This window comes from Streptomyces sp. NBC_00631 (genome assembly GCF_045206895.1).
Taxonomy (GTDB): domain Bacteria; phylum Actinomycetota; class Actinomycetes; order Streptomycetales; family Streptomycetaceae; genus Streptomyces.
Genome location: NZ_CP107734.1, coordinates 6,486,746 through 6,508,484, shown reverse-complemented (window position 1 = coordinate 6,508,484; position 21,739 = coordinate 6,486,746). Strand labels below are relative to the sequence as shown.

The 21,739-nt window shown below is 69.0% G+C and carries 24 protein-coding genes; 11 read left to right on the top strand and 13 right to left on the bottom strand.

The genetic code is table 11. From position 1 onward, the window contains the following. Positions 1-6 precede the first annotated feature (6 nt). Positions 7-1,419 carry a hypothetical protein gene (locus OHB00_RS29895; RefSeq protein ID WP_406439262.1) on the bottom strand — a complete coding sequence of 471 codons (1,413 nt, stop codon included), beginning with the start codon at positions 1,417-1,419 and terminating at the stop codon, positions 7-9. Beyond that, a complete protein-coding gene (locus OHB00_RS29890; protein WP_406439260.1) occupies positions 1,416-1,718 on the bottom strand; it encodes a hypothetical protein in 303 nt (100 codons plus the stop codon). The genes OHB00_RS29895 and OHB00_RS29890 overlap by 4 nt, the downstream gene beginning before the upstream one ends. Before the next feature lie 363 nt (positions 1,719-2,081). On the opposite strand from OHB00_RS29890, the gene OHB00_RS29885 reads away from it, so the two are divergent. Both OHB00_RS29885 and OHB00_RS29880 read left to right on the top strand, forming a co-directional pair. Then, positions 2,082-2,744: a hypothetical protein gene (locus OHB00_RS29885; RefSeq protein WP_406439259.1), complete on the top strand. Its 663-nt coding sequence runs from the start codon at positions 2,082-2,084 to the stop codon at positions 2,742-2,744. Positions 2,745-2,770: 26 nt separating this feature from the next. Then, complete coding sequence (locus tag OHB00_RS29880; protein WP_406439257.1) at positions 2,771-3,772, top strand: hypothetical protein; 1,002 nt, start codon at positions 2,771-2,773, stop codon at positions 3,770-3,772. An 83-nt stretch (positions 3,773-3,855) separates the two neighbouring features. On the opposite strand, the gene OHB00_RS29875 is transcribed toward OHB00_RS29880, so the two are convergent. Next, entirely contained in the window at positions 3,856-4,152 is a 297-nt protein-coding gene (locus OHB00_RS29875) for a GntR family transcriptional regulator (protein ID WP_406439255.1), read from the bottom strand. Positions 4,153-4,309: 157 nt separating this feature from the next. Here OHB00_RS29875 and OHB00_RS29870 point away from each other — a divergent pair, with 157 nt between their 5' ends. Next, positions 4,310-4,657 (top strand): hypothetical protein, encoded by a 348-nt coding sequence (locus OHB00_RS29870; RefSeq protein WP_406439253.1) that lies wholly within the window; start codon positions 4,310-4,312, stop codon positions 4,655-4,657. After that, positions 4,654-5,061, top strand: coding sequence for a hypothetical protein (locus tag OHB00_RS29865; protein WP_406439251.1), 408 nt, complete (start codon positions 4,654-4,656; stop codon positions 5,059-5,061). Before OHB00_RS29870 ends, OHB00_RS29865 begins: the two co-directional genes overlap by 4 nt. Positions 5,062-5,326: 265 nt before the next feature. On the opposite strand, the gene OHB00_RS29860 is transcribed toward OHB00_RS29865, so the two are convergent. Further along, complete coding sequence (locus OHB00_RS29860; RefSeq protein ID WP_406439249.1) at positions 5,327-5,761, bottom strand: cupin domain-containing protein; 435 nt, start codon at positions 5,759-5,761, stop codon at positions 5,327-5,329. A gap of 725 nt (positions 5,762-6,486) precedes the next feature. Between OHB00_RS29860 and OHB00_RS29855 the strand changes: the two genes are divergently transcribed. Continuing rightward, the gene (locus tag OHB00_RS29855) at positions 6,487-6,813 is read left to right on the top strand and encodes a hypothetical protein (protein ID WP_406439247.1); all 327 of its coding nucleotides are present in this window, start codon (positions 6,487-6,489) and stop codon (positions 6,811-6,813) included. Between the two features lie 29 nt (positions 6,814-6,842). After that, positions 6,843-7,295 carry a hypothetical protein gene (locus tag OHB00_RS29850; RefSeq protein WP_406439246.1) on the top strand — a complete coding sequence of 151 codons (453 nt, stop codon included), beginning with the start codon at positions 6,843-6,845 and terminating at the stop codon, positions 7,293-7,295. A gap of 89 nt (positions 7,296-7,384) precedes the next feature. Here the strand turns inward: OHB00_RS29850 and OHB00_RS29845 are convergent, their stop codons facing one another. The 5 genes from OHB00_RS29845 to OHB00_RS29825 are packed head-to-tail and all read right to left on the bottom strand — an operon-like array spanning position 7,385 to position 10,824. Continuing rightward, the gene (locus OHB00_RS29845; RefSeq protein ID WP_406439244.1) at positions 7,385-7,948 is read right to left on the bottom strand and encodes a hypothetical protein; all 564 of its coding nucleotides are present in this window, start codon (positions 7,946-7,948) and stop codon (positions 7,385-7,387) included. Beyond that, positions 7,945-8,613 (bottom strand): hypothetical protein, encoded by a 669-nt coding sequence (locus OHB00_RS29840; protein WP_406439242.1) that lies wholly within the window; start codon positions 8,611-8,613, stop codon positions 7,945-7,947. The genes OHB00_RS29845 and OHB00_RS29840 overlap by 4 nt, the downstream gene beginning before the upstream one ends. Next, positions 8,610-9,188, bottom strand: a complete 579-nt coding sequence (locus OHB00_RS29835) for a hypothetical protein (protein WP_406439240.1) — start codon at positions 9,186-9,188, stop codon at positions 8,610-8,612. The genes OHB00_RS29840 and OHB00_RS29835 overlap by 4 nt, the downstream gene beginning before the upstream one ends. A 50-nt stretch (positions 9,189-9,238) precedes the next feature. Continuing rightward, positions 9,239-10,522: a putative T7SS-secreted protein gene (locus OHB00_RS29830; RefSeq protein ID WP_406439238.1), complete on the bottom strand. Its 1,284-nt coding sequence runs from the start codon at positions 10,520-10,522 to the stop codon at positions 9,239-9,241. After that, positions 10,519-10,824: a type VII secretion target gene (locus OHB00_RS29825; protein WP_406439236.1), complete on the bottom strand. Its 306-nt coding sequence runs from the start codon at positions 10,822-10,824 to the stop codon at positions 10,519-10,521. Before OHB00_RS29825 ends, OHB00_RS29830 begins: the two co-directional genes overlap by 4 nt. Before the next feature lie 237 nt (positions 10,825-11,061). On the opposite strand from OHB00_RS29825, the gene OHB00_RS29820 reads away from it, so the two are divergent. Next, positions 11,062-11,595, top strand: coding sequence for a hypothetical protein (locus OHB00_RS29820; RefSeq protein ID WP_406439234.1), 534 nt, complete (start codon positions 11,062-11,064; stop codon positions 11,593-11,595). Between the two features lie 66 nt (positions 11,596-11,661). Here the strand turns inward: OHB00_RS29820 and OHB00_RS29815 are convergent, their stop codons facing one another. Beyond that, positions 11,662-11,964: a WXG100 family type VII secretion target gene (locus tag OHB00_RS29815; protein ID WP_181801676.1), complete on the bottom strand. Its 303-nt coding sequence runs from the start codon at positions 11,962-11,964 to the stop codon at positions 11,662-11,664. A gap of 243 nt (positions 11,965-12,207) precedes the next feature. On the opposite strand from OHB00_RS29815, the gene OHB00_RS29810 reads away from it, so the two are divergent. Further along, complete coding sequence (locus OHB00_RS29810; protein WP_406439231.1) at positions 12,208-16,782, top strand: FtsK/SpoIIIE domain-containing protein; 4,575 nt, start codon at positions 12,208-12,210, stop codon at positions 16,780-16,782. A 55-nt stretch (positions 16,783-16,837) separates the two neighbouring features. Here OHB00_RS29810 and OHB00_RS29805 read toward each other — a convergent pair whose 3' ends face one another. Beyond that, the gene (locus OHB00_RS29805) at positions 16,838-18,547 is read right to left on the bottom strand and encodes a protein kinase domain-containing protein (protein ID WP_406439229.1); all 1,710 of its coding nucleotides are present in this window, start codon (positions 18,545-18,547) and stop codon (positions 16,838-16,840) included. Positions 18,548-18,591: 44 nt separating this feature from the next. Continuing rightward, positions 18,592-19,440, bottom strand: a complete 849-nt coding sequence (locus OHB00_RS29800) for a menaquinone biosynthetic enzyme MqnA/MqnD family protein (protein ID WP_406439228.1) — start codon at positions 19,438-19,440, stop codon at positions 18,592-18,594. Positions 19,441-19,757: 317 nt separating this feature from the next. Between OHB00_RS29800 and OHB00_RS29795 the strand changes: the two genes are divergently transcribed. After that, positions 19,758-19,961: a cold-shock protein gene (locus tag OHB00_RS29795; protein ID WP_003992177.1), complete on the top strand. Its 204-nt coding sequence runs from the start codon at positions 19,758-19,760 to the stop codon at positions 19,959-19,961. Positions 19,962-20,068: 107 nt separating this feature from the next. Here the strand turns inward: OHB00_RS29795 and OHB00_RS29790 are convergent, their stop codons facing one another. Beyond that, positions 20,069-20,641: a helix-turn-helix domain-containing protein gene (locus OHB00_RS29790; RefSeq protein ID WP_406439226.1), complete on the bottom strand. Its 573-nt coding sequence runs from the start codon at positions 20,639-20,641 to the stop codon at positions 20,069-20,071. A 71-nt stretch (positions 20,642-20,712) separates the two neighbouring features. On the opposite strand from OHB00_RS29790, the gene OHB00_RS29785 reads away from it, so the two are divergent. Both OHB00_RS29785 and OHB00_RS29780 read left to right on the top strand, forming a co-directional pair. Then, positions 20,713-21,399, top strand: coding sequence for an AzlC family ABC transporter permease (locus tag OHB00_RS29785; RefSeq protein ID WP_406439224.1), 687 nt, complete (start codon positions 20,713-20,715; stop codon positions 21,397-21,399). After that, the gene (locus tag OHB00_RS29780; protein WP_406439222.1) at positions 21,396-21,710 is read left to right on the top strand and encodes an AzlD domain-containing protein; all 315 of its coding nucleotides are present in this window, start codon (positions 21,396-21,398) and stop codon (positions 21,708-21,710) included. Before OHB00_RS29785 ends, OHB00_RS29780 begins: the two co-directional genes overlap by 4 nt. The last annotated feature ends 29 nt before the right edge of the window (positions 21,711-21,739 follow it).

Below are 21,739 nucleotides of genomic sequence, written 5' to 3'. Positions count from 1 at the left end.
ACGCAGTCAGCCCCCGGTGACCTTCCAGTTCCAGTTGTAGAAGGGAATGCCGTTCGCCCCGGCGGGGGCGGTGTGCTTGAGACCGTCGAACTGGTTGCGTTCGATGGAGGTCGGTTCCCAGCCCGCCGCGGGTGCCAGGTTCACGATGCCCGCGCCCAGGGGCAGTACCTGACTCGCGGCGTACAGGCCGCCGGCCGACCATGCCTTGCCCTTGAACACCGAGTCGGAGAGACCGCGCCACTTGGGCAGGTCCTTGGTGAGGATCGGGTCCTCGGCTCCTCGTTCGGCGACGGCCGTGCGGATGTCGCTGAAGTACGCCTTGAAGTTGACGGACTCCTTCACGATCGACTTCATCCTGGGCAGGACGCTGTCCGGCCCCTTCGCGAGGGCTTCGGCGATCTTGCCCGCCTTGACCCCCGAGTTCGCCTGGGCGATCTCCCCGGCCAGTTTCTCGCCCACACCCAGCCCCCGCAGATTCAGGAACTCCCGGAGTGCCGACGAGCCTCGTGCGGCGGTTGCCGCCTCCTTGAACGTCGTCCCGAGGACCCGGCCGGCGCCGAAGGACAGCACGCCGACCACGTCGATGGCGACGTCCAGCCAGGTGCCCTTGCCGTCCAGGGCGGAGACGGTGTCGCAGACGAGGGCGACGACGGAAGCGATCAGAGCAAGAGCCCCCAGCACCTCGCCGAGGATGGGGACCCAGCTCAGCACCAGCGCCAGTAGGCAGAGCACGCCGGCGATGGCCCCCGCCCAGTGGCCGATCGTGGCGACCCAGTCCTTCCAGTCGTCCCACCAGTGGTGCTTGGGATCCTTCAACCCGTCGTGGTCGATGGCGTCCCGTATCGCCTTGGCGGCGTAACCGGCCTGCGTGTCCCGGTAGTCGAGCGCGGCCCGGAGCTCCCGCTTGGCGGCGTCGAGCTCCCCGTCGGAGGCCTCTTTCTGCCGCTTGAGTTTCTGTTTGTCCGGGTGGTTGTCGTCACCGGACGGATGCTGATCGATCTGCTTCTGGTAGTTGCTGCTGTCGGTATCGGCGGCGGCGGCCTTCTTCAGCGCCGCCCGCACCCGGTTCTGCGCGTGGTTGAGGGCGGTCGCCCAGTTCTCCCGCACCTGGTCGGCGATGGGCTCGTACGGCACGGAGGAACCGAGCGCCGCCCCCGCCGCCGCGTACCGCTGATGAGACTGACCGAGCAGCTTGACGGTGTCCCCGGTCTTCGCGGTGAACGCCTTCCCGGCGTCCGAGTCCCACCCGTTCCCGTCGACGAGATTGCGCAGCTTCCCGGCCTGCTCCTCGATCAGCTTGGCGGTGTCGGAGATCCGCTTGCCGAGCCGGGCCACCTCATACGGATCGCCCGGCGTGAACTCCTTGTCGTCGTACCGAGCCGTCTGCCAGTCGACGCCGGAGAAATCGTGATCGCTCACTTGTCCCCCGACTGCGCCTTGAGCAGCGCGTCGGCGAGATGCTGATCGACCCCGTCGTACGCCTTGGCCGCCTCACCCGCGGTCTTCCCGAGAAACTCCAGCCCGTCACAGAGCTGCTTGCGCTTCTTCCTCCAGTCGTCCGCGAAATCCCCGAGCGCGCCGGCCACATCACCGGACCCGATCTCGGAGCCGTACGAGTCGACGAGATCCTTCGCATGCTCAAAGCTGGACTTCAGCTTCGCGACAGACCGGCTGATCTCCCGCAACTCGCTCGTGGACACCCTGACGTGATCCGCCACCACTAACCCCCGTGAACACCTGCCTACCCAGCCACCCCACGAGACGCAGAGGGCCAGGGTCACTGTGTGTCGAGGGTTTTGGGGGCCACAACCAACGGACCGCAAAGGGAGACCAAAGGAGGGGCTGGCGCCCAGCAGGCGATCCAGGCGTCCACCTTATGCCCCCGCAACCTTCACAATGCCCATGCGACTGGCCCGGAGCCGGGGCAAGGCCGTGCCACCACCATGGAGCCCCAGCCCCGAAGGACACCTGGAATGTCCCCGAGCATCACATTTACAGCGAAGTTCGCGGTGGCGAAACCCGTGATCTCACGGATACGGTTTGCAGTCTTGCCGAACTTCATTCTCACGGGGGAGTCCACAGTGAAGCGCCGTACCTTGCCCGTTGCCGCCGCGCTCACCGCGACAGCAGCTCTGCTGCTGACGGCGTGCGGAGGCGGGGACGACAGCTCCAAGGGCAACGACAAGATCGCGGGGGCCGGTACGGGAGGGGCGGGCTCTCCGTCACCTTCGACTTCTGCCTCAGCCTCGGCCGACAAGAACGCGCCGAGCTTCGCCTTTCCGTCCGACATCAAGGTGACGGTCGACAAGGAGCCGACAGGGGACGCGACAAAGGACGCCGTTCTGCGAGACCTGGCGTACGCGGCGCAGGCACGGCTGGAGGGCTTGGTCAAGGGAGACGGACAGACGGCGAACATGAGTCGGTACTACGCCGCGGACGCCCTGGTCTACTTCGACAAGCAGATCACCGAGACCCGGCAGAAGGGGCTCACCAGTACCGGCACCTACCGCTACTACGACTTCAAGGTGCTCGATCTCAACGGCTCGGTCGCGACGGCTCGTTATTGCGAGGACCAACGGCAGGCGTTCGCCAAGGAGATCAAGTCCAACACGGTGCACCGCACAACACCGAGCAACAACGACTTCATCCAGGTCTCGGTCCAGACGGCGAAGGACTCACGCGGTGACTGGCAGGTGCGGCGCGTGAGCTGGAAGAAGGCTACGGCGGAATGCGTACAGGGATGAGGCCCGTACGCCTACCCCTGGCAACCGTGACGGCCGTCGGCCTCGTGCTGGCTCTGGGCACACTCTCTCCGGCACGAGCCGGTGACGGCTCGTGGGGCGGCAGCGGAGGCAACTCCGACACCCCTTCCTCCGGCTCGCCCTCCGGTTCACCGACCGACTCCGGCGGCGATTCCGGCCCCGGCTCCATCGGCGCCCATATCCGCGTCAAACAGAGCAAAGCGGCTTCGAGTGATTCCACCACCGCGACCTCTTCCAACGCCAACTGGAAGCCCCCGGTCTGCTGGTACGAGCCGATGTACACGCCGGACGAGTACGAGGAATTCATCAAGTCCTCGTACAAGGGCGCGCAGGAACCTGCGGCCAGCTATGCCAAGAAGCGCGCCGACGAGGACTACCACAAGGGCGACAAGGGATTGTGGTGGCAGGTGCAGTTCCGGAACGACGACTACACCGAGGCCTGCCCCGTCACCACCGACAACTGGGAGATCTGGGTTCCGCCGGCCCAGCCGAAAGCGGATCCCAACCAGCTGACCCCGGAGATCCTCTCCGAACTCGCCTACAACTCGACGAAGTTGCCGAAGCCACAGGTGGTGCTGAGCCCAAGCGGTGACCGGCTCAAGGTGAACCTCGGTACTCGCGTGAAACTGGACAGCGACTTCGACCGGGTCTGGACGACGGCCAGCATCAACTACAAGGGTGTCGAGATGGCCGCGACAACCGTCGCGACTCCCATGGCCCTCAAGGTCGACGCGGGCACCACGGACGCCGACCCGCAAACGTGCACATACAACCTGGTGAAGAGCGACAGCGGCTACGCAGTCGACAGCAAGGACGCGGCCTGCAACGTCACGTACCGCCGCTCGTCGGGAGCTGGCACCTACCCCTTCAAGGCGTCGATCACCTGGAAAGTCACGTGGACGAACTCGGCCGACCCGGACGGGCCCGCCCAGCAGCCCGGCCTGCCCGACGGCCTGTCGACGTACGAACAGGACGTGACCGTGAAGGAAATCCAGGCGGTCAACCGCTGACGAGACGCGAACGGCCCGCGGAGTTGTAGCCGCCGAGTCTCAAAGACAGCCGAAGAGGCCGCGCGACACGACGCACGGCCTCTTCAGGTGTTCGATTCGTTCTCCGCCGGTGCGTCAACAGCTGGCTGTTCGACGACGAAGGACCCCTTGCCGCGCACCGTGACGATCAGGCCACGCTCTCGCAGTTCCTGTGCGGCGCGGCGTGCGGTGAGGCGTGCCACGCCGTACTCGTCGGCGAGGTGGTTTTCGGAGGGGATGGGCCTGTCCGGCGCCAGATCTCCAGACGCGATCTTCCCGGCGATGACGTCAGCCAACTGTACGTAGAGCGGTCTGGCGCTCATCGGGTCCAGTGGGGTCGTCGGTTCTTCCGTATCGCTCATACGTCCAACGTAGAGCGGTGTTGACCTACACAATCGTGTGGATCCCTCTCTACTTGTATGCAGAGGGATATAGCCAGGTATAGCGTCGAAGACGACAGACCCCGGCGAGGTGGCTAGACCTCCCGGGGCATGGCCAACGCTTTCAAGGAGCGTCGACATGTACGACCTTATCCCCCGCGCCCTCCACTGGCTGCGCCTCCTCTTCACCCCCGGCACCGGGAAGCGGCGGCGCCGTCCTCACCGCCCTCCCTCTCCCCACGTCCACCTCACCCTCGTACGCTGCCCCCTCACCACCGAGCCTCCGCGCCTCCCACGCCACCGGTCGCCGTACGGCCTGGCCACCTTTCTCGACGGCGCCGACTCCGCCACGGTCCGCCCGTACCTCACCGCGCACGAACACGAGGCCGCCCTCCAGCAGCGCCGCCGTCTCGCCCTCGTACTCGCCGCCGACTTCGGGATCGCCCTCGACCAGCACGTGATCGGCGCGCCGGAGGTGGCCGCGTGACGGGGCAGCCAAGCAGCAACGCACCCACCCCCGCCTGCCCACGCCTCCTCCCCTGGCCCACCCCCGAAGGCAAGCCCTGCTACCTGGTCACGGACAACAACGGCGGCTATCTCTCCCGTCTCGCCGACGACCTGGAGTCCGCCCAGCTCGCCACCGGCACCGACGTACTCGGCCGTGCCCGCCAGGTACTGGGCGACCCGATGTCGCCGTACACCGAGATCCGCTACGCAGGCATCCGTCTCGCCGAGTGCCTCACCGACGTACTGCGCGTCGCAGAGTCTCGGGGCATGCGCTTGGTCGTACCGGACGATGCGGAGGAATGCGAAGGGCAGGCCCCCTCTGAAATGCGATCCCGGTCCGACAAGTACCGCCGGCCAGCCGGCCCAGTGGGAGGTGGCGCGTAGGGACATGGCTGAAGGGTGTCCCACGGGCGACCGGCGTGGACGGTTCGGCAGACGGCAGATCAGTCAGTCAGGGACTCGTGGGGTAGAGCACCCGAACGGGAGCTGCGACGAACAGCTCTACCCGACATCGACCACCTCGGACCGGCTGGGCGGGACGACACCGAGACATGGAGAGCCTGGCTGGACGCATGCGGAGCCGACTCGGCGGCCTCGCCGAGTCGGCCGCCTGATACAGAATCGGCAGGATCCCGCGCCTCCGCTGCGGTCAGGCGCGAGGCGCTCGACGATCCTTACGCTCTTCCAGTTCCTCAGCGCTGACCGGGATGAGCATCGGCTGGCCGGGGGCGCAGAACATCGTCACGACGAACTGGGACTCAGCGTCGGTGAGGGCGTTGCCGTCCTGGTAGTGGATGACGTCGCCGCCCGGCTCCCAGAACGTCTCGCCCGCCTTGAGGACGCGTGCCGGCTCGCCCTCCAGCTCGAATACCATCGACCCCTTGATGACATAGCCATAGGCCGGCCCGGAGTGACGGTGCGGCGGGGCACCCTCGCAGCCCGGCGGGAGGGTGACCAGGAGCGTCATCGCCTCGGCGCCCTCGGGTATCTGCGGTGCGCCGGGTACAGAGCCGATCATGTCGATCTGGGGCGGCGGCGTGGTCGAGTTGGGGTTCTCGATGTGGTGCGAGTGTTCGGCGCTCATGGGCGACCTCACCTTGTGTTGGCAATCAAGAAGTTCTTTCGGTGTAGAGACAAGCTGGAGTCGCGATATGTGACAGCCCTCGGCTCCCTCGGCTGGAGACGACGGTCCGTGGCCCGGATACCAGCCGTCGAACCCGACGCCGGACTCCTCGGCGACAGAACCCCGATCACGGGTAGGAACAGCGCGTTCGCGGGACGAGGAGACATCGCAGTGCGACCAGCGCGTTGGAACGACGTGTCCGAGCGTTCATCCAGGGGACGGCGCACACTTCCAGCTTCCCGATCCGGACGCCTTGAACACTCGTGGGTGACCCGCGCTTCGGCGTCGTGCTCTCACCACGAGGACAACGTGAGTTCATCGCCGTGCAGCCCAAGCACCCGCCGCTCACCAGCGGACGCCCGAACGGAGTGGACGAAGCCTCTTGCGGCAGGCGCAGACGGCTGGAATCGCCCGCTGACCGTCTCGCGGCAAACGGTTCGGAGAACCCGATGACAACAAGGTGATTGAGCCGACATTGCACACGTCACTTTTGCAATGCGGCTGTCGGATCCTACTGCTCATGGCTGGCGAGATCACCGCCGGTCGTTCCGTTGCAGCGGACCCGTTACAAGCGGTTGACATGTCGCCTCGGCTTCCCGGCGAGGGGCACATCTGCCGTGCCGACGTCGGCCCAACACTCTCGTGAGCAGTTGCACTTCCCGTAATACGCGTCATACGCTCTAGGCGTGGCCAAGACCAGGATCAGCATCAGCCTCGACCAGGATCAGGCCGAGCGGATCAGGCAGCATGCGGTGCGGGCGGGGATGGACATCTCGGCCTACCTGGTGCACGCCGCCACCCGGCAGATGACGGAGACCGAGGCCATAGAGGAACAGTTCTCGGGAGTCGATGCCCTGATCGCGCGGGCGGAGGCCGAAGCGGAGGGGCTGCCGGCCGAGGCCCATGAGGCGACGCAGGAGCTGTCCGAGCAGGAGCGACGGGACGTCGAAGCCGCGTTGAACCTCGTGTACGGCGAAGACCGCAAGGCGGCCCGCCCCGGGCAGGTCGCGTGACCGTGCGCGTCCCGGTCTACGACTCGGGCATGCTGATCGCCCTGGCAGACCGCAAGGCCAAGGCCGTGGCCCTGCACAACGGCCTAAGGAACACACCGCATCGCGCACTCGTCCTCGGTCCCGTGCTGGCCCAGGTGTGGCGCCCGCGTCCGTGGGTCATCCATGCGCTGGCCGGTGTCCTGAAGGACTGCACCGTGCCGCAGGCCCGGGCATCGGAGCCTCCCATGCGGGACACGTCGGCGGGGCGACCGGAATGCATCGCGTGCGCCACCGGCCCTGACCTCATCGACTGGCGCCGGATCGGTGCGGCACTCGGCGAAGCGGGGCTTCCTGCCAAAAAGAGGGCGGACGCGGTGGACGCCTGGGTGACCCTGTCCGCTGTCAAACACGGCAGTGCGGTGATCTTCACGAGTGATCCGGCTGACATCGAGGCGTATCTGGCCGTGCTCAACCCGGCCGACGTTCACATCGAAGCTGTGTGACGGGGCGCGGCAGGCAGGTCAAACGGTGTTCCGCACGGCATGAGCAGGACGAAGCCTGCCATGGCGGGGAGCGCAGAGAGCCAGTTCCTTCACACGATCCACCGCAACGACTCCGCGATCGAGTCACAGAGCCTGCGCATGGGACCAGTCACTCCGCTGAGCGGTACCGAGAACGACAGGGCCAGATAACCGACGGCACCGGGCATCTGGACGTACAGATCCAGCGTCGTCGGACCTATAACTCGCACCGCCTCCCCCGCCGGAAGTACGACGGTCGAGACCTCCGCCGCGGCCGGGTTCTGCGATTGCTTCGCTCGAAGCAACTCCCGAAGGTCCTGGGGAGTCAGCCGGCCAGGTCGGGGAATCAGGGAGACGATGAGCGAAGCAGGCAGGATGCCGCCGCCTTCCAGCTCCGGTCTGAGGAAGAACTCCAGCGCCCCGGTCCTGACTCCGGCCTCAGCGGTGTTACGCAGGGTCGCCCAGGTCTCCTGCTTGACCTCGGCCGGAACGGTCTTCCCCTCGGCCTGGTGGTCCACGAACGTCTTCAGCTGTGCGCGCCAGCGTTCCTGGGTGAGATCGATACGGAACCAGTCCCGCGGGACCAGAAGCCGGTAGTCCTTGGGCGGTGCCGTGGCGTCGGGCTCCGTAGTCATCGCGGCATCACCATCGGTTTGCCCGACTCGTTGAACAGACGGACGCTCTTCACGACGCCGGCGAACATGGCCGAGAAGACGTCCCAGGCCTGGGGCGTAGGTGTGCCCATCTCCAGGACCAGGACTGTTCCATTGCTCAGCGGTATCTGGACCTGGATGAAGGAGGTCACCACCGGCTCGTCTGTACCGGACGCGGTAAGACTGCCCGGCAGGCTCCCCTTCCGGGTCCCGATGCAGGACACGGCCGGACCGCAGGGCAGCTCGATCTCGCTGACCTGTCCCATGTCGAGGTGACGCATCGTCGAGCCGAGGAAACCGACGGGACGGGTGCCTGCCCTCTCGTCCAAGTCGGTCATGCTCACGGCGACCGTGGCCGTGCAGCGCGCGCCGTCCACCTCGGTCATGACGAACCCGGAGTACTGGATCCCGGCCTCGGCGAACGAGTCATAATGCGCCGCGACCATGACCGCCCACTCCAGTTGCACTTCGAAGGTGGCCTCGGGCATCACGGCACGGGCCAGCTCGACGAGTTGCTCGGCAGTCTCGTCCAGGCTCTCCGCGTCCATCGGGATCTCGAAGAATCCCTCCGGCATGATCCAGCGGACATCGATGCCCGGGCCGCCGACAGCCCCCTGAACGTTCTGCTCTGCTGCTACGGCGCTCACGACAAGCCTTCTCCATCGGTGGTTTCTGCTCGGTCCGCTTCGGGGCGGAAGGTGGCGGCGAACGGGTAAGGGCCGTAGTGCGGATAGTGAGCGGGAATGTCTGCCCCTTCCTCCCGTGCGAGATGCGCCAGTTCGCGGTATCCCCTTGCGCGGGCCCGTAGGTTCTGGCGAACCGGATCGCCCCATTGCACCGCGGCGGTTCGCACGTATACGGCGAACAGGGCCAGTACGACGACGACCGCCGCGCCAGCGAAGGTGAGACGGGAGGCTCCCGATGCCCAGTACTGGGCCACGCCGCCCCAGTACACCGCTGCGCCGAAGCCGACGAGTGCCAGGGGGACGCCGGTTCTGAACCCCGCGTTGAACATCGCGACCTCGTCCTGATGACGGCGCCGAAGCATCCGCAGAACCGAGCGGTCGTCCAGAAAGTCGAAACGCAGTTCCTCGCCCAGCCGCTGCGCTTCCGTCCTGGCTCGGGGAACTTCGGCGATCACGTCACCGGGGACCAGGCGCACGGGGTCCGTACCTCGGCGGCCGACGAATTCCCATTCGCCGAGGTCGGTCGTGTCATCCACTTGTGTCGCCCTCCTTTCCCGGGGTGTCCGTCACTGGCACAGCGCTGCGGTCAGGCGGCCAGAGCCGCGTGGAACGGCTTCGGCGAGGGCTGCGGCGACGGTGAGGGAGTCGGCGAAGGGGCCGGCGTTGACTTGGCGGGCTCCGGCTCCTGGTAACCGGTGGTCCCGCCGTTCTCACCACTGAACATCCGGTGCAGCGCGCTAGCCAGGCCATTGCCCTTGATGACCCCGGTGATCTGCTTTCCCCCGATGGGCGCGAATCTCTCCGGCAGACCTGCGATGTTGAGCCGCTGTCCCAGTTTGAGGCCCTGGGAGAGGACCTTGTTCGTCAAGCTCACGCTCATACCGTTGAGGAAGTTGTGACCGACGCCGTCGAGCCCGCGAAGGCTGGCTTCGCCCCAGGTACCGACCTTGCCGAAAGCCTTGAGCTTGGCCAGCCCCTTGAGCTTGCTTACGGCCTTGAAACCCTTGAGTGCGCCGAGCCCGGGCAGGACTCCGAGAAAGTCGGTCCCCAACTTCAGCCAGTTGACCTTCGCTCCGCGCACCGACATGTCGTAGGCATGTCCGGCCAGGGCCGCCGCGCTGGAGAGCACCGCGAGGGTGGCGAAGATGGGAACCAGGAACTGCAGCGGGGGGATGAATGCGCAGACGACCGCCAGAACAGAGAGGATCGCGGAGATGTTGGAGAACATGTCCGCCCAGTCGGCGAGCCAGTTCATGAATCCGCCCGGGTCGCGCACCGCGTCGTGGTGGACCACGTCCTTGATACGGCGGGCGGCGCGGTCCCCGGCGTCGTCGAAGATGTCCCGGGCGTCCTTGACTTCCTTGCGTGCCTGGCCGATACGGTGCAGCGCCTCGTCGCGCTTCCTCTCCCAGCGTTCATACTCGGGCTTGTCTGCCTCGGGTATCTCGCTGACGAGGTACTTGTCCGTGAACTTCTTCACTTCCCGTTCGGCCAGGTCGTGATCGGACTTGGCCTCCCGGTAATCCGCCAAAGCCTTGTCGGCCTTCTTCTGGGCTCGGTGCAACTCGCCTGCAAATTCACTCGATTCGCCTTCGGCCACCTTGGTACCCACAGCCTTGGACGCCTCGTCGTACCGCTCGAACGCCTTCTTGAGCCGGTCTCCCGCACCGTCGGCGATCTCGTTGAAGGCGCGACCGGCCTCGCTGTCCCAGCCCTCGACCGATGACAGTGCCTTGATGACGCGCGCCTGCTCGTCGATCATGTCCGCCATCTGCCGCAGCTTCCGCCCAAGGGCCGCGACTTCGTCAGGATCGCCCGGAGTGGGATCCCCGTCCCACAGCGGCGGCCAATCACTGGAGCGCCTGCTCACTTCTTGCCTCTCCCCGTGTTCTCGGCAATTGCCTTGGCCAACTCGTGGTCGACCTCTTCGTACTTCTGGGCCGCGGCTCCGGTGTAGTCGGCCAGCTTCTTGAGTTCCTTCGACAGTTTCTTGCGCGTCTTCTTCCAAGTGGTACTGAACTCGTCGAAAGCGTCCTTCAGGCCGCCGTGCCCCAGTTCGTCCTCATAGCCGTCTGCAGGGTTCCCGTGCTGATCAAACTCATTGTGGAGCTTGCCCAGCTTGCGCGAGCACCCCTTGATCATGTCGAGGTCGTACCTGATTCTGTCCGCCATTGAAAAATCCCCCATCATGGACATGAGACACTGCCGCGAGACTTCCTTCGGCAAACGACTTGGAAGGTAGGACGGGTTTTGTCCACGAGCACCGACCGCACCATACGGGACCGACTCGGCGTCACGCCCGACGCAGCAGCCTGGTGCACGATCGGCAAGATTCCCGAGCCACCCGCCGATGTCCACCGGACAGCCGGATCGGGGCCCTTGCGCCCGGCCACCATGAGGCCGCTCGGCATGCTCGGTGTCGCTCTCGGGACACCCCTGCTGTGGATCGGAAAGGTGCTGAGTCTCATCGGCCGCGCCGAAGAGGCCGTCAAACGAGCGCTGTCGACCACCGGAGAACAAGAACGTCACCGTGCCGCGCAGCTCGACAGGAAGCGGCGGGACGAGGCCGTCGTCGAACTCGGCCTGGACAAGGCCTTCGACGGCGACTGGAACGGGGCGGCCGGCCGCCTCCTCCTGCAGTGGTACAGCCATTCCTCCCACCACCAACGCCTGGTCGCACTCGCCGGGAACCGCATTCTGCTCGCCGCTCCGCCCAAGCGCGTCTCCGTCCGACGGGACGCCCTCATGCAGGTCGTCGCCGAGATTCCGGCCGGGGACGCCGTCCTTGCGGACCCGCTCCCCGAGTTCGAGAACGACAGGCTGCTCCTGCGGTTCCAGGACGGCTCATGGCTCACGCTGACGACCGAGGAGTGGCGCAGCGAGCTGCACACGTACCTGGCGCGCCAACAGCAGCCGGGCGACGCCAGAGCCGCCGAGGCCTGACAGCCGGGTGCGACGGAGCACTGCCGCGCTCCGTCGCACCCGATCGTTCAATGACCTCGGACTTTACTAACCCTTGGCCTGCTTCGCCAGCTGCTCGTCCAGCTGCTCGTACGCTTCCTTGGCCTTCTTCAGGAAGTCCGAGAGGCCGTGCAGGCCCTGGATCGTCTTGGTCGCGCCCTTGGTGAAGTCCTTCATGGAGTCGTCGTACGCTCCCGAGGCCTTCTGGGTGGTGAAGCCGTTCTCCACCAGGGCGCTGACCCGCTTCTCCACGTTCTTGATCTTGTCCTCAAGCTCGTGCATGTCCTTGATCAGGTCGCCCGCGACCTTCTCCATCTCGGCATATGTGAGATCCGTGTCTTTGCCGGCCATGACGGCTCCCTCCCGTTGATGCGGCCGCAGGGCCTTCCCCCGTGGCACCGTTCGCGCGGATCCTTGGCCATGGCATGGCCGTCCGCACGAGCAAAGATCCTACGGGGGTGACGCGTGCGACCGCACGGTCCTTCTGCGGCGGAATCGTGAACCGTGCACATCCCGTTGCACCCGGGAAAGAGCGGGCGGCTAAGGTCACTTCCACTGTGTTGGGTGTTCTCGGTGTGTGTGGGGGGACGGAACGTGCGCCTGAGTCTGACCGTCGTGGATCCGGTCGGCGGTGCCACCGCCGACGTGGTGCTCGACGCAGATCCCGAGTCGACCGTCGGTGACGTCGCCAGGGAGCTGGCACGGCAAGTCGGTCCGGGGTACGCGGACGGCGGCGGGAACGGCGGCGCCCAGGTCATCCCCATCGGCGCGCACCGTCAACAGGCCCCCGCCGTCCAGTTCTCCGGCCCGCACGCCTACGTCGACGGCTACGCCCTCGACCCCGCCGCCACCGTCGTCGGCTCGCCCCTGCGGGACGGTGTCGTCGTCAGCCTGCACGACCCCGCCGGGTGCCTGCTCGGCGAGCCCACCGGTGTCGTGGAGTTCCGGGTCGCCGGCGGCCCCGCCGCCGGCGCCGTGCACCGGCTCGGAGTCGGGCGGTACGACATCGGCACCGGCCCCGCCTCCCACCTCCGCGTCGAGGACCCCGAGCTGCCCGCCCGCGCCGCCACCCTCACCATCGCCATCGACGGCACCTGCAAAGCCGAGATACACACCGAAGGAGCCCGGCTGGACGGGGAGGAGGCGCCGAGCGGCGGGGAGTGGCCGCTGAACTCCCAACTCGCCCTCGGGAACACCCTCCTGGAAATCACCGGGTACGCCCCGCCCAACGCCGCTCTCAAGTGGTCCGACGACGGTGCCGGGCTCGACTACAACCGGCCCCCGCGGCTGCGCCCCGCCGACCGGCAGACGCACTTCTCGCTGCCCAACCCGCCCGGCGACTACGAGGCGCGGCCGCTGCCCTGGCTGATGGCGCTGCTGCCGCTCGTCGGCGCCGTCGTCTCCGTGCTGATGTTCGGGCGCTGGTACTACCTGATCATGGCGCTGATGAGCCCCCTCATGCTCTTCGGCAACTACTTCATGGACAAGAAGCACGGGCGCAAGTCCCATGCCAAGCAGCTCAAGGAGTACAAGGAGCACAAGGCGCGGATCGAGGGGGAGGCGCAGGAGGCGCTGGTCGCGGAGAGAACGGAGCGGCGGGCGGCGGTGCCGGATCCGGCCGCCGTACTGACGTACGGCACCGGGCCGCGTACCCGCCTGTGGGAACGGCGGCGCACCGACGCCGACCACCTGCTGATCCGCTTCGGCACCGGGCGCGTGCCCTCCGAGGTCGAACTCGACGACCCCGAGCAGGACGAGCACAAGCGCAAGGTCCGCTGGTACATCGAGGACGCCCCGGTGGGGCTTTCGCTGCGCGACCTCGGGGTGATCGGGGTCGCCGGGCCGGGGGATTCGGCGCATGCGCTGGGGCGTTGGGCCGTCGCTCAGACCGCCGTACTGCACAGCCCCATGGACGTGCAGTTCTACGTGCTCACCGACAACGACGCCGGTGCCCGCTGGGACTGGGTGCGCTGGCTGCCGCACGCCCGCCCGAGCGGCGGCCAGGACGTGAACGTCCTCATCGGCACCGACTCCGAGACCGTCGGTGCCCGGGTCGGCGAGCTCACCCAGCTCCTCGACGGCCGCCAGAAGGCGCTGCAGCAGGGCGGCCGCAGCAAGATCGACGGGCCTGCCTTCTCCGACCCGGACATCGTGGTGGTGTGGGACGGCTCGCGGCGGCTGCGGTCCATGCCGGGTGTCGTACGGCTGCTGAAGGAAGGGCCGGGCGTCGCCATCCGCTCCATCTGCCTCGACGAGGAGGAGCGTTTCCTGCCGGGTGAGTGCCAGGGCGTGGTCGTCGCCGAACCGCGAGCCACCAAGGACGCCCCCGCCGCACAGGTACCGCAGCAGGCGGCCGGCGGCTTCCCGTCCTTCCAGGCCTGGCATCCCCAGCAGGGCGGCGGCGAGGAACAGGCCCCGCAGGACCTGGAGTTGCGGCTGCGCGTCGAGCAGAGCGGGGCGCTGCGCAAGCGGGACGTACGGCCCGACTTCGTCTCCGCCGCCTGGTGCGGGCGGCTCGCCCGCTCGCTCTCCCCGCTCCGGGACATCAGCGGCGAGAGCGAGGACTCCGCCCTGCCCGCCGCGAGCCGGCTGCTCGACGTGCTCCAGCTGGAGCCGCCCACGCGCGATGCCATCGCCGCGCGCTGGCGGATGGGCGGGCAGTCGACGACGGCCGTCATCGGGGAGTCGTACGACGGACCGTTCGGCATCGACCTGCGGCGGGACGGCCCGCACGGGCTCATCGCCGGTACCACCGGTTCCGGTAAGTCCGAGCTGCTCCAGACCATCGTGGCCGCGCTGGCCGTCGCCAACACCCCCGAGAACATGACCTTCGTCCTCGTCGACTACAAGGGCGGCTCGGCGTTCAAGGACTGTGTGAAGCTGCCGCACACGGTGGGTATGGTCACCGACCTCGACGCCCACCTCGTGGAGCGGGCCCTGGAGTCGCTGGGTGCGGAGCTGAAGCGGCGCGAGCACATCCTCGCCGCCGCCGACGCCAAGGACATCGAGGACTACCAGGACCTCGTCAGAAGGGACCCCTCCCGCGCCCCGGTTCCCCGACTGCTCATCGTCATCGACGAGTTCGCGTCCATGGTGCGTGATCTGCCGGACTTCGTCACGGGACTTGTGAACATCGCCCAGCGCGGCCGGTCCCTCGGGATTCACCTGCTGCTCGCCACGCAGCGGCCCTCCGGTGTCGTGTCTCCCGAGATCCGCGCCAACACCAACCTGCGGATCGCGCTGCGGGTGACCGACGCCGGTGAGTCGACCGACGTCATCGACGCGCCCGACGCCGGGCACATCGCGAAGAGCACGCCGGGACGGGCCTACGTCCGGCTCGGGCATGCCTCGCTGGTCCCCTTCCAGTCGGGGCGGGTCGGAGGGCGGCGGCCGGGGGCCGCGGACCCGGCCACGCTCGCGCCCTGGGCCGGGGCGCTGTCCTGGCAGGACCTCGGGCGGGCCGCGCTGCGCAAGCCGAAGTCCGAGGTGAAGGAGGACGACGAGATCACCGACCTGAAGGTGCTGGTCGACGCCGTCCGCGAGGCCAACACCGCGCTGCGGATCCCGGCCCAGCACTCGCCGTGGCTGCCCGCCCTCGACGACATGCTGCTCCTCGACGACGTGCCGGCCGTCCAGGCGCAGGGCGCACTGCCCGCCGCCCCGTACGGTGTCGAGGACCTGCCCGCCGACCAGGCCCGGCGCGCGGTCGCCGTCGACTTCGCGACCTTCGGGCACCTCATCGTCGCCGGTGCCCCGCGCACCGGCCGGTCCCAGGTGCTGCGCACCATCGCCGGTTCGCTGGCCCGCACCAACTCCTGTGCCGACGTGCACCTGTACGGCATCGACTGCGGCAACGGCGCGCTGAACGCGCTGACCCGGCTGCCGCACTGCGGTGCCGTCGTCGGCCGTAACCAGACCGAGCGGGTGGAGCGGCTCATGGCCCGCCTCTCCGGCGAACTGAGCCGTCGCCAGGAGCTGCTCGCCGACCGGGGGTTCGCGGACATCGGCGAGCAGCGTGCGGCCGTTCCGGAGGCGGAGCGGCTGCCGCACATCGTGCTGCTGCTGGACCGCTGGGAGGGCTGGCTGCCCACCCTCGGCGAGCTCAACCACGGTGACCTCACCGACCAGATCATGGTGATGATGCGGGAGGGCGCCAGCGTCGGCATCCATCTCGTGCTCACCGGTGACCGGCAGATCCTGGCCGGCCGGATCTCCTCGCTGACCGAGGACAAGTACGGTCTGCGGCTCGCCGACCGCGCCGACTTCTCGATGCTGGACATCAACTCCCGCAAGGTGCCCGAGGAGATCCCGCCCGGCCGCGCCTTCCGCAGTGAGACGGCCGCCGAGACGCAGTTCGCGCTGCTCGCCGCGGACACCACAGGGCAGGGTCAGGCCGCGGCGATCGTCGCGATCGGCGAGGCGGCCGAGGCCAGGGACGCCGGGGTGGAGCGCTCCCGGCGGCCGTTCCGGGTGGACGTGCTCCCCAGCCGGATCTCCTTCGAGGAGGCCTGGGCGATGCGGGATCCGGCTGCGGCGGCCTCTCCGCTGTGGGCGCTTGTCGGTGTCGGCGGCGACGAACTCAGCGCCTTCGGGCCCGACCTGGCGCAGGGCGTGCCCGCCTTCGTGATCGGCGGGCCCGCCAAGTCCGGCCGTTCCACGGCCCTGTTGGGCTTCGCCCGCTCCTACCTCGCCAACGGCGTGCGGATCGTCGTCGCCGCGCCCCGGCAGTCGCCGCTGCGTGCACTCGACGGCCAGGAAGGCGTGCTGAAGGTCTTCACCGGCCGGGACGTGGACGAGGACGAGCTGACGGAGGTCCTCGCGTCGGCGTCCGTGGCCGAGCCGATCGTCGTCCTGGTCGACGACGCCGAGGTGCTCGACGACTGCGACGCCGAGGACGTCTTCAAGCGGATCGTGGAGCGCGGCGGCGAGGAGGGGCTCGCCGTCGTCATCGCCGGTGACGAGGACGAGATCTGCGACGGCTTCTCCGGCTGGCAGGTGGACGCCAAGAAGGCCCGCCGGGGCATCCTGCTCTCCCCGCAGGAGTCCGGCTCCGGCGAGCTGATCGGCATCCGGACCACCCGGGCCATGGTGGGCGGACCGATCCAGCCCGGCAAGGGCATGCTGCACCTGGGCAGCGGGGAGCACGTCACGGTGACGACCCCGCAGTAGCGCACCGGCCGGAGCGCCCCGGTAGGAGCGGAAGGAGGCAGGGGGCCTGAGGTCCTCAGTCTCCCGACCTCGACATCACCGCCACCGGGTTCCCTTCCGCCGAGCTGTCCGACGTGTAGACGAGGTCGTCGTGGCTCGGGGTCAGGTAGACCGTGTTGGTGCCGGGGTCGCAGCCGTCGTGGTTGCCCTGGTCGCCCGTCGAGGAGGCGACGAGCCTGGTGGCCGTCACCGACCTCAGGGTCAGGATGTCCGTGCAGACCCCGCCCAGCTGGTCGGTCTGCCGCAGGCGGCCCAGCTCCTGGCCGACGGCGGCCTGTTCGACGGTGACCCGGAAGGTGCCGATGGGCAGGTTGCCGGACAGGGCGGTCGCCGAGCCCTGCCAGGTGCCGAGATAGGCGGCCGGGATCCTTCCGCCGCCGGAAGCGGCGGACACCGAGGGCGACTTGGGTGCGGCGCCCGCGTCACTGCTCGGCCCGTCACCGTCGGTCCCGAGGAACGGCTTCACCAGGAAGCCCACCCCGACGGTGACCACCGCCAGCGCCGTGGCCACCGCGAGCACGACCGTGCAGCTCACCCGGCGCCCGCGTCCGCCCTCTCCCGGTACGGCGGTCGCGGCGACGCTCACCGACACCTTCCCGGGCGACGCCGGCACGGCGTCACGCGGCTCCGGCAGGACCGCGGGCGGCTCCGGTACGGCCACGGGCGGCACCGTCGGCGGCGGCCCGAACTCCCCGGCCACGGCGGGGGTGCTGAACTCCACCGGCCCGGACGCCGGTACGGACGCCGGCCCGGACGCCGGTACGGACGCCGGCCCGGACGCCGGTACGGACGGTGGCGTGGACGGCGGCCCGGACGCCGGTACGGCCTCCGTCGCCTCCAGGTTCAGCACCTCCACCGCGCTCCGGCTCACCCGCTCCACCAGCGCCCCCGGCAGCCACCCGCCCGTCACCATCCGCGCCGCTCCCTGGGGCGCCAGCCGCCGGGCCACCTCCGCAGGGCCGGGCCGCCGCCCCGCCTCCTTCGCGAGACACGCCTCCGCCACCTCCCGCAACTCGCCGCTCAGCGTGCCGAGTTCGGGCTCCTCGTGGACGACCTTGTAGAGCAGGGCGGCCGAGGAGTCACCCGGGAACGGCGGCTCCCCGTTCGCCGCGTACGCCAGCACCGCGCCCAGCGAGAAGACGTCCGCCGCGCCGGTGACGCCCTTGCTGAGGATCTGCTCCGGGGACATGTATCCGGGCGAGCCGATCGACACCCCGGACGACGTCAGCGAGGCCGTGCCGTCCGTGGCCCGGGCGATGCCGAAGTCGATGAGGAGCGGGCCGTCGAGGGTCAGGAGCACGTTCGACGGCTTCACGTCCCGGTGCACCAGCCCCAGTTCGTGGACCGCCGCCAGCGCCTCGGCCAACCCAGCGCCCAGCGCCCGTACCGTGTGCGCGGGCAGTGGGCCGCCGTCGGTCACGGCGGCGGTCAGGGAGGGACCGGCCGCGTAGGCCGTGGCGACCCAGGGCACGGGCGCGTCCGGGTCGGCGTCCAGGACGGGTGCCGTCCAGGCACCACCCACCCGCCGGGCGGCCGCCACCTCGCGGCGGAAGCGGCTGCGGAACTCCTCGTCCAGCGCGAGATGCGGGTGCACGATCTTCACGGCGACCGTCCGGCCGCCGGCCGAACGGCCCAGATAGACGCGGCCCATGCCGCCGGAGCCGAGCCGGCCGAGCAGCCGGTACGGCCCGACGGCCGCAGGTTCGTCGCCCGCGAGCGGCTGCATGCGCCCCCACCCCCCAGTCAGTCCGGGCAGCAGCCTATTGCCTGTCAGGCCTCCAGAAGGTCGACCTTCACGTCCGCCGCGAACCCGGTCGTCGGGCCGACCCGGCGGGCGAACTCCGCCACGGCCGCCAGCTGCGGCGCGCCGAAGCTGAAGTCGAGGGTGGTGAAGTACTGGGCGAGGGTGGCCTCGTCGAAGGACTCCCAGCGGGCGGCCTGTTCGGCGACCTTGGCGACCTCCTCCAGGGAGAGGTTGCGGGAGTCGAGGAAGGCGCTGTGCACCTCGCGGGTGATGCGGGGTTCGCGCTCCAGGTAGTCCCGGCGCGCCGCCCACACCGCGAAGACGAACGGCAGACCCGTCCACTCCTTCCACAGGGCACCGAGGTCGTGGACCTGGAGGCCGTAGCGCGGGCCGTCCAGCAGGTTGGCGCGCAGGGCCGCGTCGCCGATCAGCACCGCCGCCTCCGCCTCCTGCATCATCAGGCTGAGGTCCGGCGGGCAGGTGTAGTAGTCGGGCTGGACGCCGTAGCGGTCGGCGAGCAGCAGCTGGGCGAGGCGGACCGAGGTGCGCGAGGTGGAGCCGAGGGCGACCCGGCGGCCGTCCAGCTGGTCCAGCGGCACCTGCGAGACGATCACGCAGGACATCACCGGGCCGTCGCAGCCGACGGCGATGTCCGGGAAGGCGACCAGGTCGCCGGCGTTGCGCAGGAACTCGACGAGGGTGATGGGCCCGATGTCGAGGTCGCCGCGCACCAGCTGCTCGCTGAGCTTCTCAGGGGTGTCCTTGGTCAGCTCGAAGTCGAGGAGGGTGCCGGTTCTCGCGAGCCCCCAGTAGAGGGGGAGGCAGTTCAGGAACTGGATGTGTCCGACGCGCGGCCGGGTGCGAGAATTGTCCACATCGCGAGACTAGACCCCATGGGGTACGGTGCTGGGACCGCCCCCACCCTCGGTGTCCCGATCGTCCGTAGGGTCAACCCACCCGCGAAGTCATTCAAACGTCCGGGTGACGTGATCTTGGCCTCTGTTGCATTCGGCTGCCCACATGCTAGGCTCGCCGCAAGTTGCAGTTTGGTTTCCCTTGCAGTACAGAGCCTGCGGAGCATGTAACCGCGGGCTCTCGTCGTTTTCAGACGAATGCAGTTGTGCGGCACTTAGTTTGTTTTCACACTTGCAGGTTCTGGAGCAGGGCGACCCTTTGAGCCCAAGGAGGGCTTATGGCTACCGGAACCGTGAAGTGGTTCAACGCCGAAAAGGGCTTTGGTTTCATCGCCCAGGAAGGCGGCGGCCCCGACGTGTTCGTTCACTACTCCGCGATCAACGCCAGCGGGTTCCGCTCCCTGGAGGAGAACCAGCAGGTGAGCTTCGACGTCACGCAGGGCCCGAAGGGTCCGCAGGCGGAGAACGTCACCCCCGTCTGATCCCAGACAAACCAAGTCTGATCGCAGACTGAGTGCAGTACCCAAGGAGCCCCGCGCCGTCAGGCGACGGGGCTCCTGCCTTTTCCGCCCCGGCTCCTGCGCCCCGCTCACACGTGCTGCATCACCAGCACGAACGTGGTGCCGGGCACCAGCGCCTCGTACATATGCGGAACATCGCCGCGACAGGTCAGATAATCCCCGGGGTTCAATTCGACGGTTTCTCCGCGTGGCCCCGCCTTAACCTTCCCGCCGCATACGACGAGGTGCTCGACCGTTCCGGGAATGTGCGGCTCGGACTCGCGCGGCGCGCCCGGCTCCATCCGCAGGTGGTAGATGTCCCGCCGGGCGCCGGGCGGGCAGGACGACAGCAGGGTGGCGGCGAAGTCGGCCCGCTCCGACGCGACCGTGGGGCCCTCCCCCGCCCGGATCACCTGGACTCCGGACACCGGCGGCTCGACCAGCGCGCTGAACGGCACGCCCAGCGCCACCCCCAGCGACCACAGCGTCTCCACGCTCGGGTTCCCGCCGCCCGCCTCCAGCTGGGACAGCGTGGACTTCGCGACTCCGGCCCGCTTGGCCAGCTCGGACAGGGAGAGCCCGACCCGGGACCGCTCACGCTTCAACGCCCCGGCGATCCACTCCATCGGAAGCCGGCCGGGCCGGTCGGGTGTCTCGGACATCTGCTCGTTCGCTCCATCGGTACGACCGTTCACCTTGACGAACACCACTCTAGTCGTTCACTGTAAAGAACATGCGTTCGCCAAACCGAACAACCGCGTCGGGGAGGACCGCCTCCCTGGTCCGGGACAGTTCACTCGTCTGGCTGGCCGGCGGGATCGTCGGCGTCTCCTTCGGCGCGGTCAGCGTGGCCGGCGGTCTGCCGGTGTGGGTCCCGGTCCTGATGTCGCTCGTGGTCTACGCGGGCTCGGCCCAGTTCAGCGCGGTCGGCGTGCTGCTCGCCGGCGGCGGCCCGCTGGCGGCGGCAGCCACCGGCCTGCTCCTCAACACCCGCACGGCGGCCTTCAGTCTCGCCGTCGCCGGCCTCCTCGGCCCCGGCCGCGCCACCCGCCTGCTCGGCGCCCACCTGGTCACCGACGAGACGGTCGCCTTCGCCCTGGCCCAGCCGGACCCGGCCCGCCGCCGTGCCGCGTTCTGGATCTCGGGTCTCGGCCTGTTCGCCGCCTGGAACCTCGGGGTGTCGGCCGGCGCCCTCGCGGGCACCGCCCTCGGCGACACCGGCCGCTACGGCCTGGACGCGGCGTTCCCGGCGGTACTGGCCGCCCTGGTCCTGCCCGCCCTCCGCGCGGAGCGGCGCGTACGGCGCGCGGCCCTGCTCGGCGCGGCGATCGCCCTCGCGGTGACCCCCGCCGTCCCGGCCGGGATCCCGGTCCTCCTCGCCCTCCTGGGCCTGTGCACGCTGCCGGGGGTACGACGATGAACGCGACGGTCGTCATGGTCCTGGCGCTCGCCCTCGGCACGTACGCCTTCCGCCTGGTGGGCCCGGCGCTGCACGGCCGGGTGGAGATCCCGGCGCGGGTCCAGGAGCTGGCGGCCGCGGGAGCGATGGTGCTCCTGGTGGCCCTGCTGGCCACCGGCGCGCTGACCGAGAACGGCGGCTTCGCGGGCTGGGCCCGCCCGGCCGGAGTGCTGGCGGCGGGCGTACTCGCCTGGCTCCGGGCCCCGTTCGTGGCCGTGGTCCTGGCGGCCGCGACGGTGACGGCGCTGCTGCGGGCGGCGGGAGTCGCGTAGCTCGGGCGTTGTCAGTGCCGCCCACTAGG

What these genes read in the sequence shown, in the direction of transcription:
- OHB00_RS29875 (WP_406439255.1), bottom strand. Translation starts at nt 4,152, where the DNA reads ATGAGCGATACGGAAGAACCGACGACCCCACTGGACCCGATGAGCGCC.
- OHB00_RS29870 (WP_406439253.1), top strand. Translation starts at nt 4,310, where the DNA reads ATGTACGACCTTATCCCCCGCGCCCTCCACTGGCTGCGCCTCCTCTTC.
- OHB00_RS29860 (WP_406439249.1), bottom strand. Translation starts at nt 5,761, where the DNA reads ATGAGCGCCGAACACTCGCACCACATCGAGAACCCCAACTCGACCACG.
- OHB00_RS29850 (WP_406439246.1), top strand. Translation starts at nt 6,843, where the DNA reads ATGCTGATCGCCCTGGCAGACCGCAAGGCCAAGGCCGTGGCCCTGCAC.
- OHB00_RS29845 (WP_406439244.1), bottom strand. Translation starts at nt 7,948, where the DNA reads ATGACTACGGAGCCCGACGCCACGGCACCGCCCAAGGACTACCGGCTT.
- OHB00_RS29825 (WP_406439236.1), bottom strand. Translation starts at nt 10,824, where the DNA reads ATGGCGGACAGAATCAGGTACGACCTCGACATGATCAAGGGGTGCTCG.
- OHB00_RS29820 (WP_406439234.1), top strand. Translation starts at nt 11,062, where the DNA reads ATGCTCGGTGTCGCTCTCGGGACACCCCTGCTGTGGATCGGAAAGGTG.
- OHB00_RS29815 (WP_181801676.1), bottom strand. Translation starts at nt 11,964, where the DNA reads ATGGCCGGCAAAGACACGGATCTCACATATGCCGAGATGGAGAAGGTC.
- OHB00_RS29805 (WP_406439229.1), bottom strand. Translation starts at nt 18,547, where the DNA reads ATGCAGCCGCTCGCGGGCGACGAACCTGCGGCCGTCGGGCCGTACCGG.
- OHB00_RS29795 (WP_003992177.1), top strand. Translation starts at nt 19,758, where the DNA reads ATGGCTACCGGAACCGTGAAGTGGTTCAACGCCGAAAAGGGCTTTGGT.
- OHB00_RS29790 (WP_406439226.1), bottom strand. Translation starts at nt 20,641, where the DNA reads ATGTCCGAGACACCCGACCGGCCCGGCCGGCTTCCGATGGAGTGGATC.
- OHB00_RS29785 (WP_406439224.1), top strand. Translation starts at nt 20,713, where the DNA reads ATGCGTTCGCCAAACCGAACAACCGCGTCGGGGAGGACCGCCTCCCTG.
- OHB00_RS29780 (WP_406439222.1), top strand. Translation starts at nt 21,396, where the DNA reads ATGAACGCGACGGTCGTCATGGTCCTGGCGCTCGCCCTCGGCACGTAC.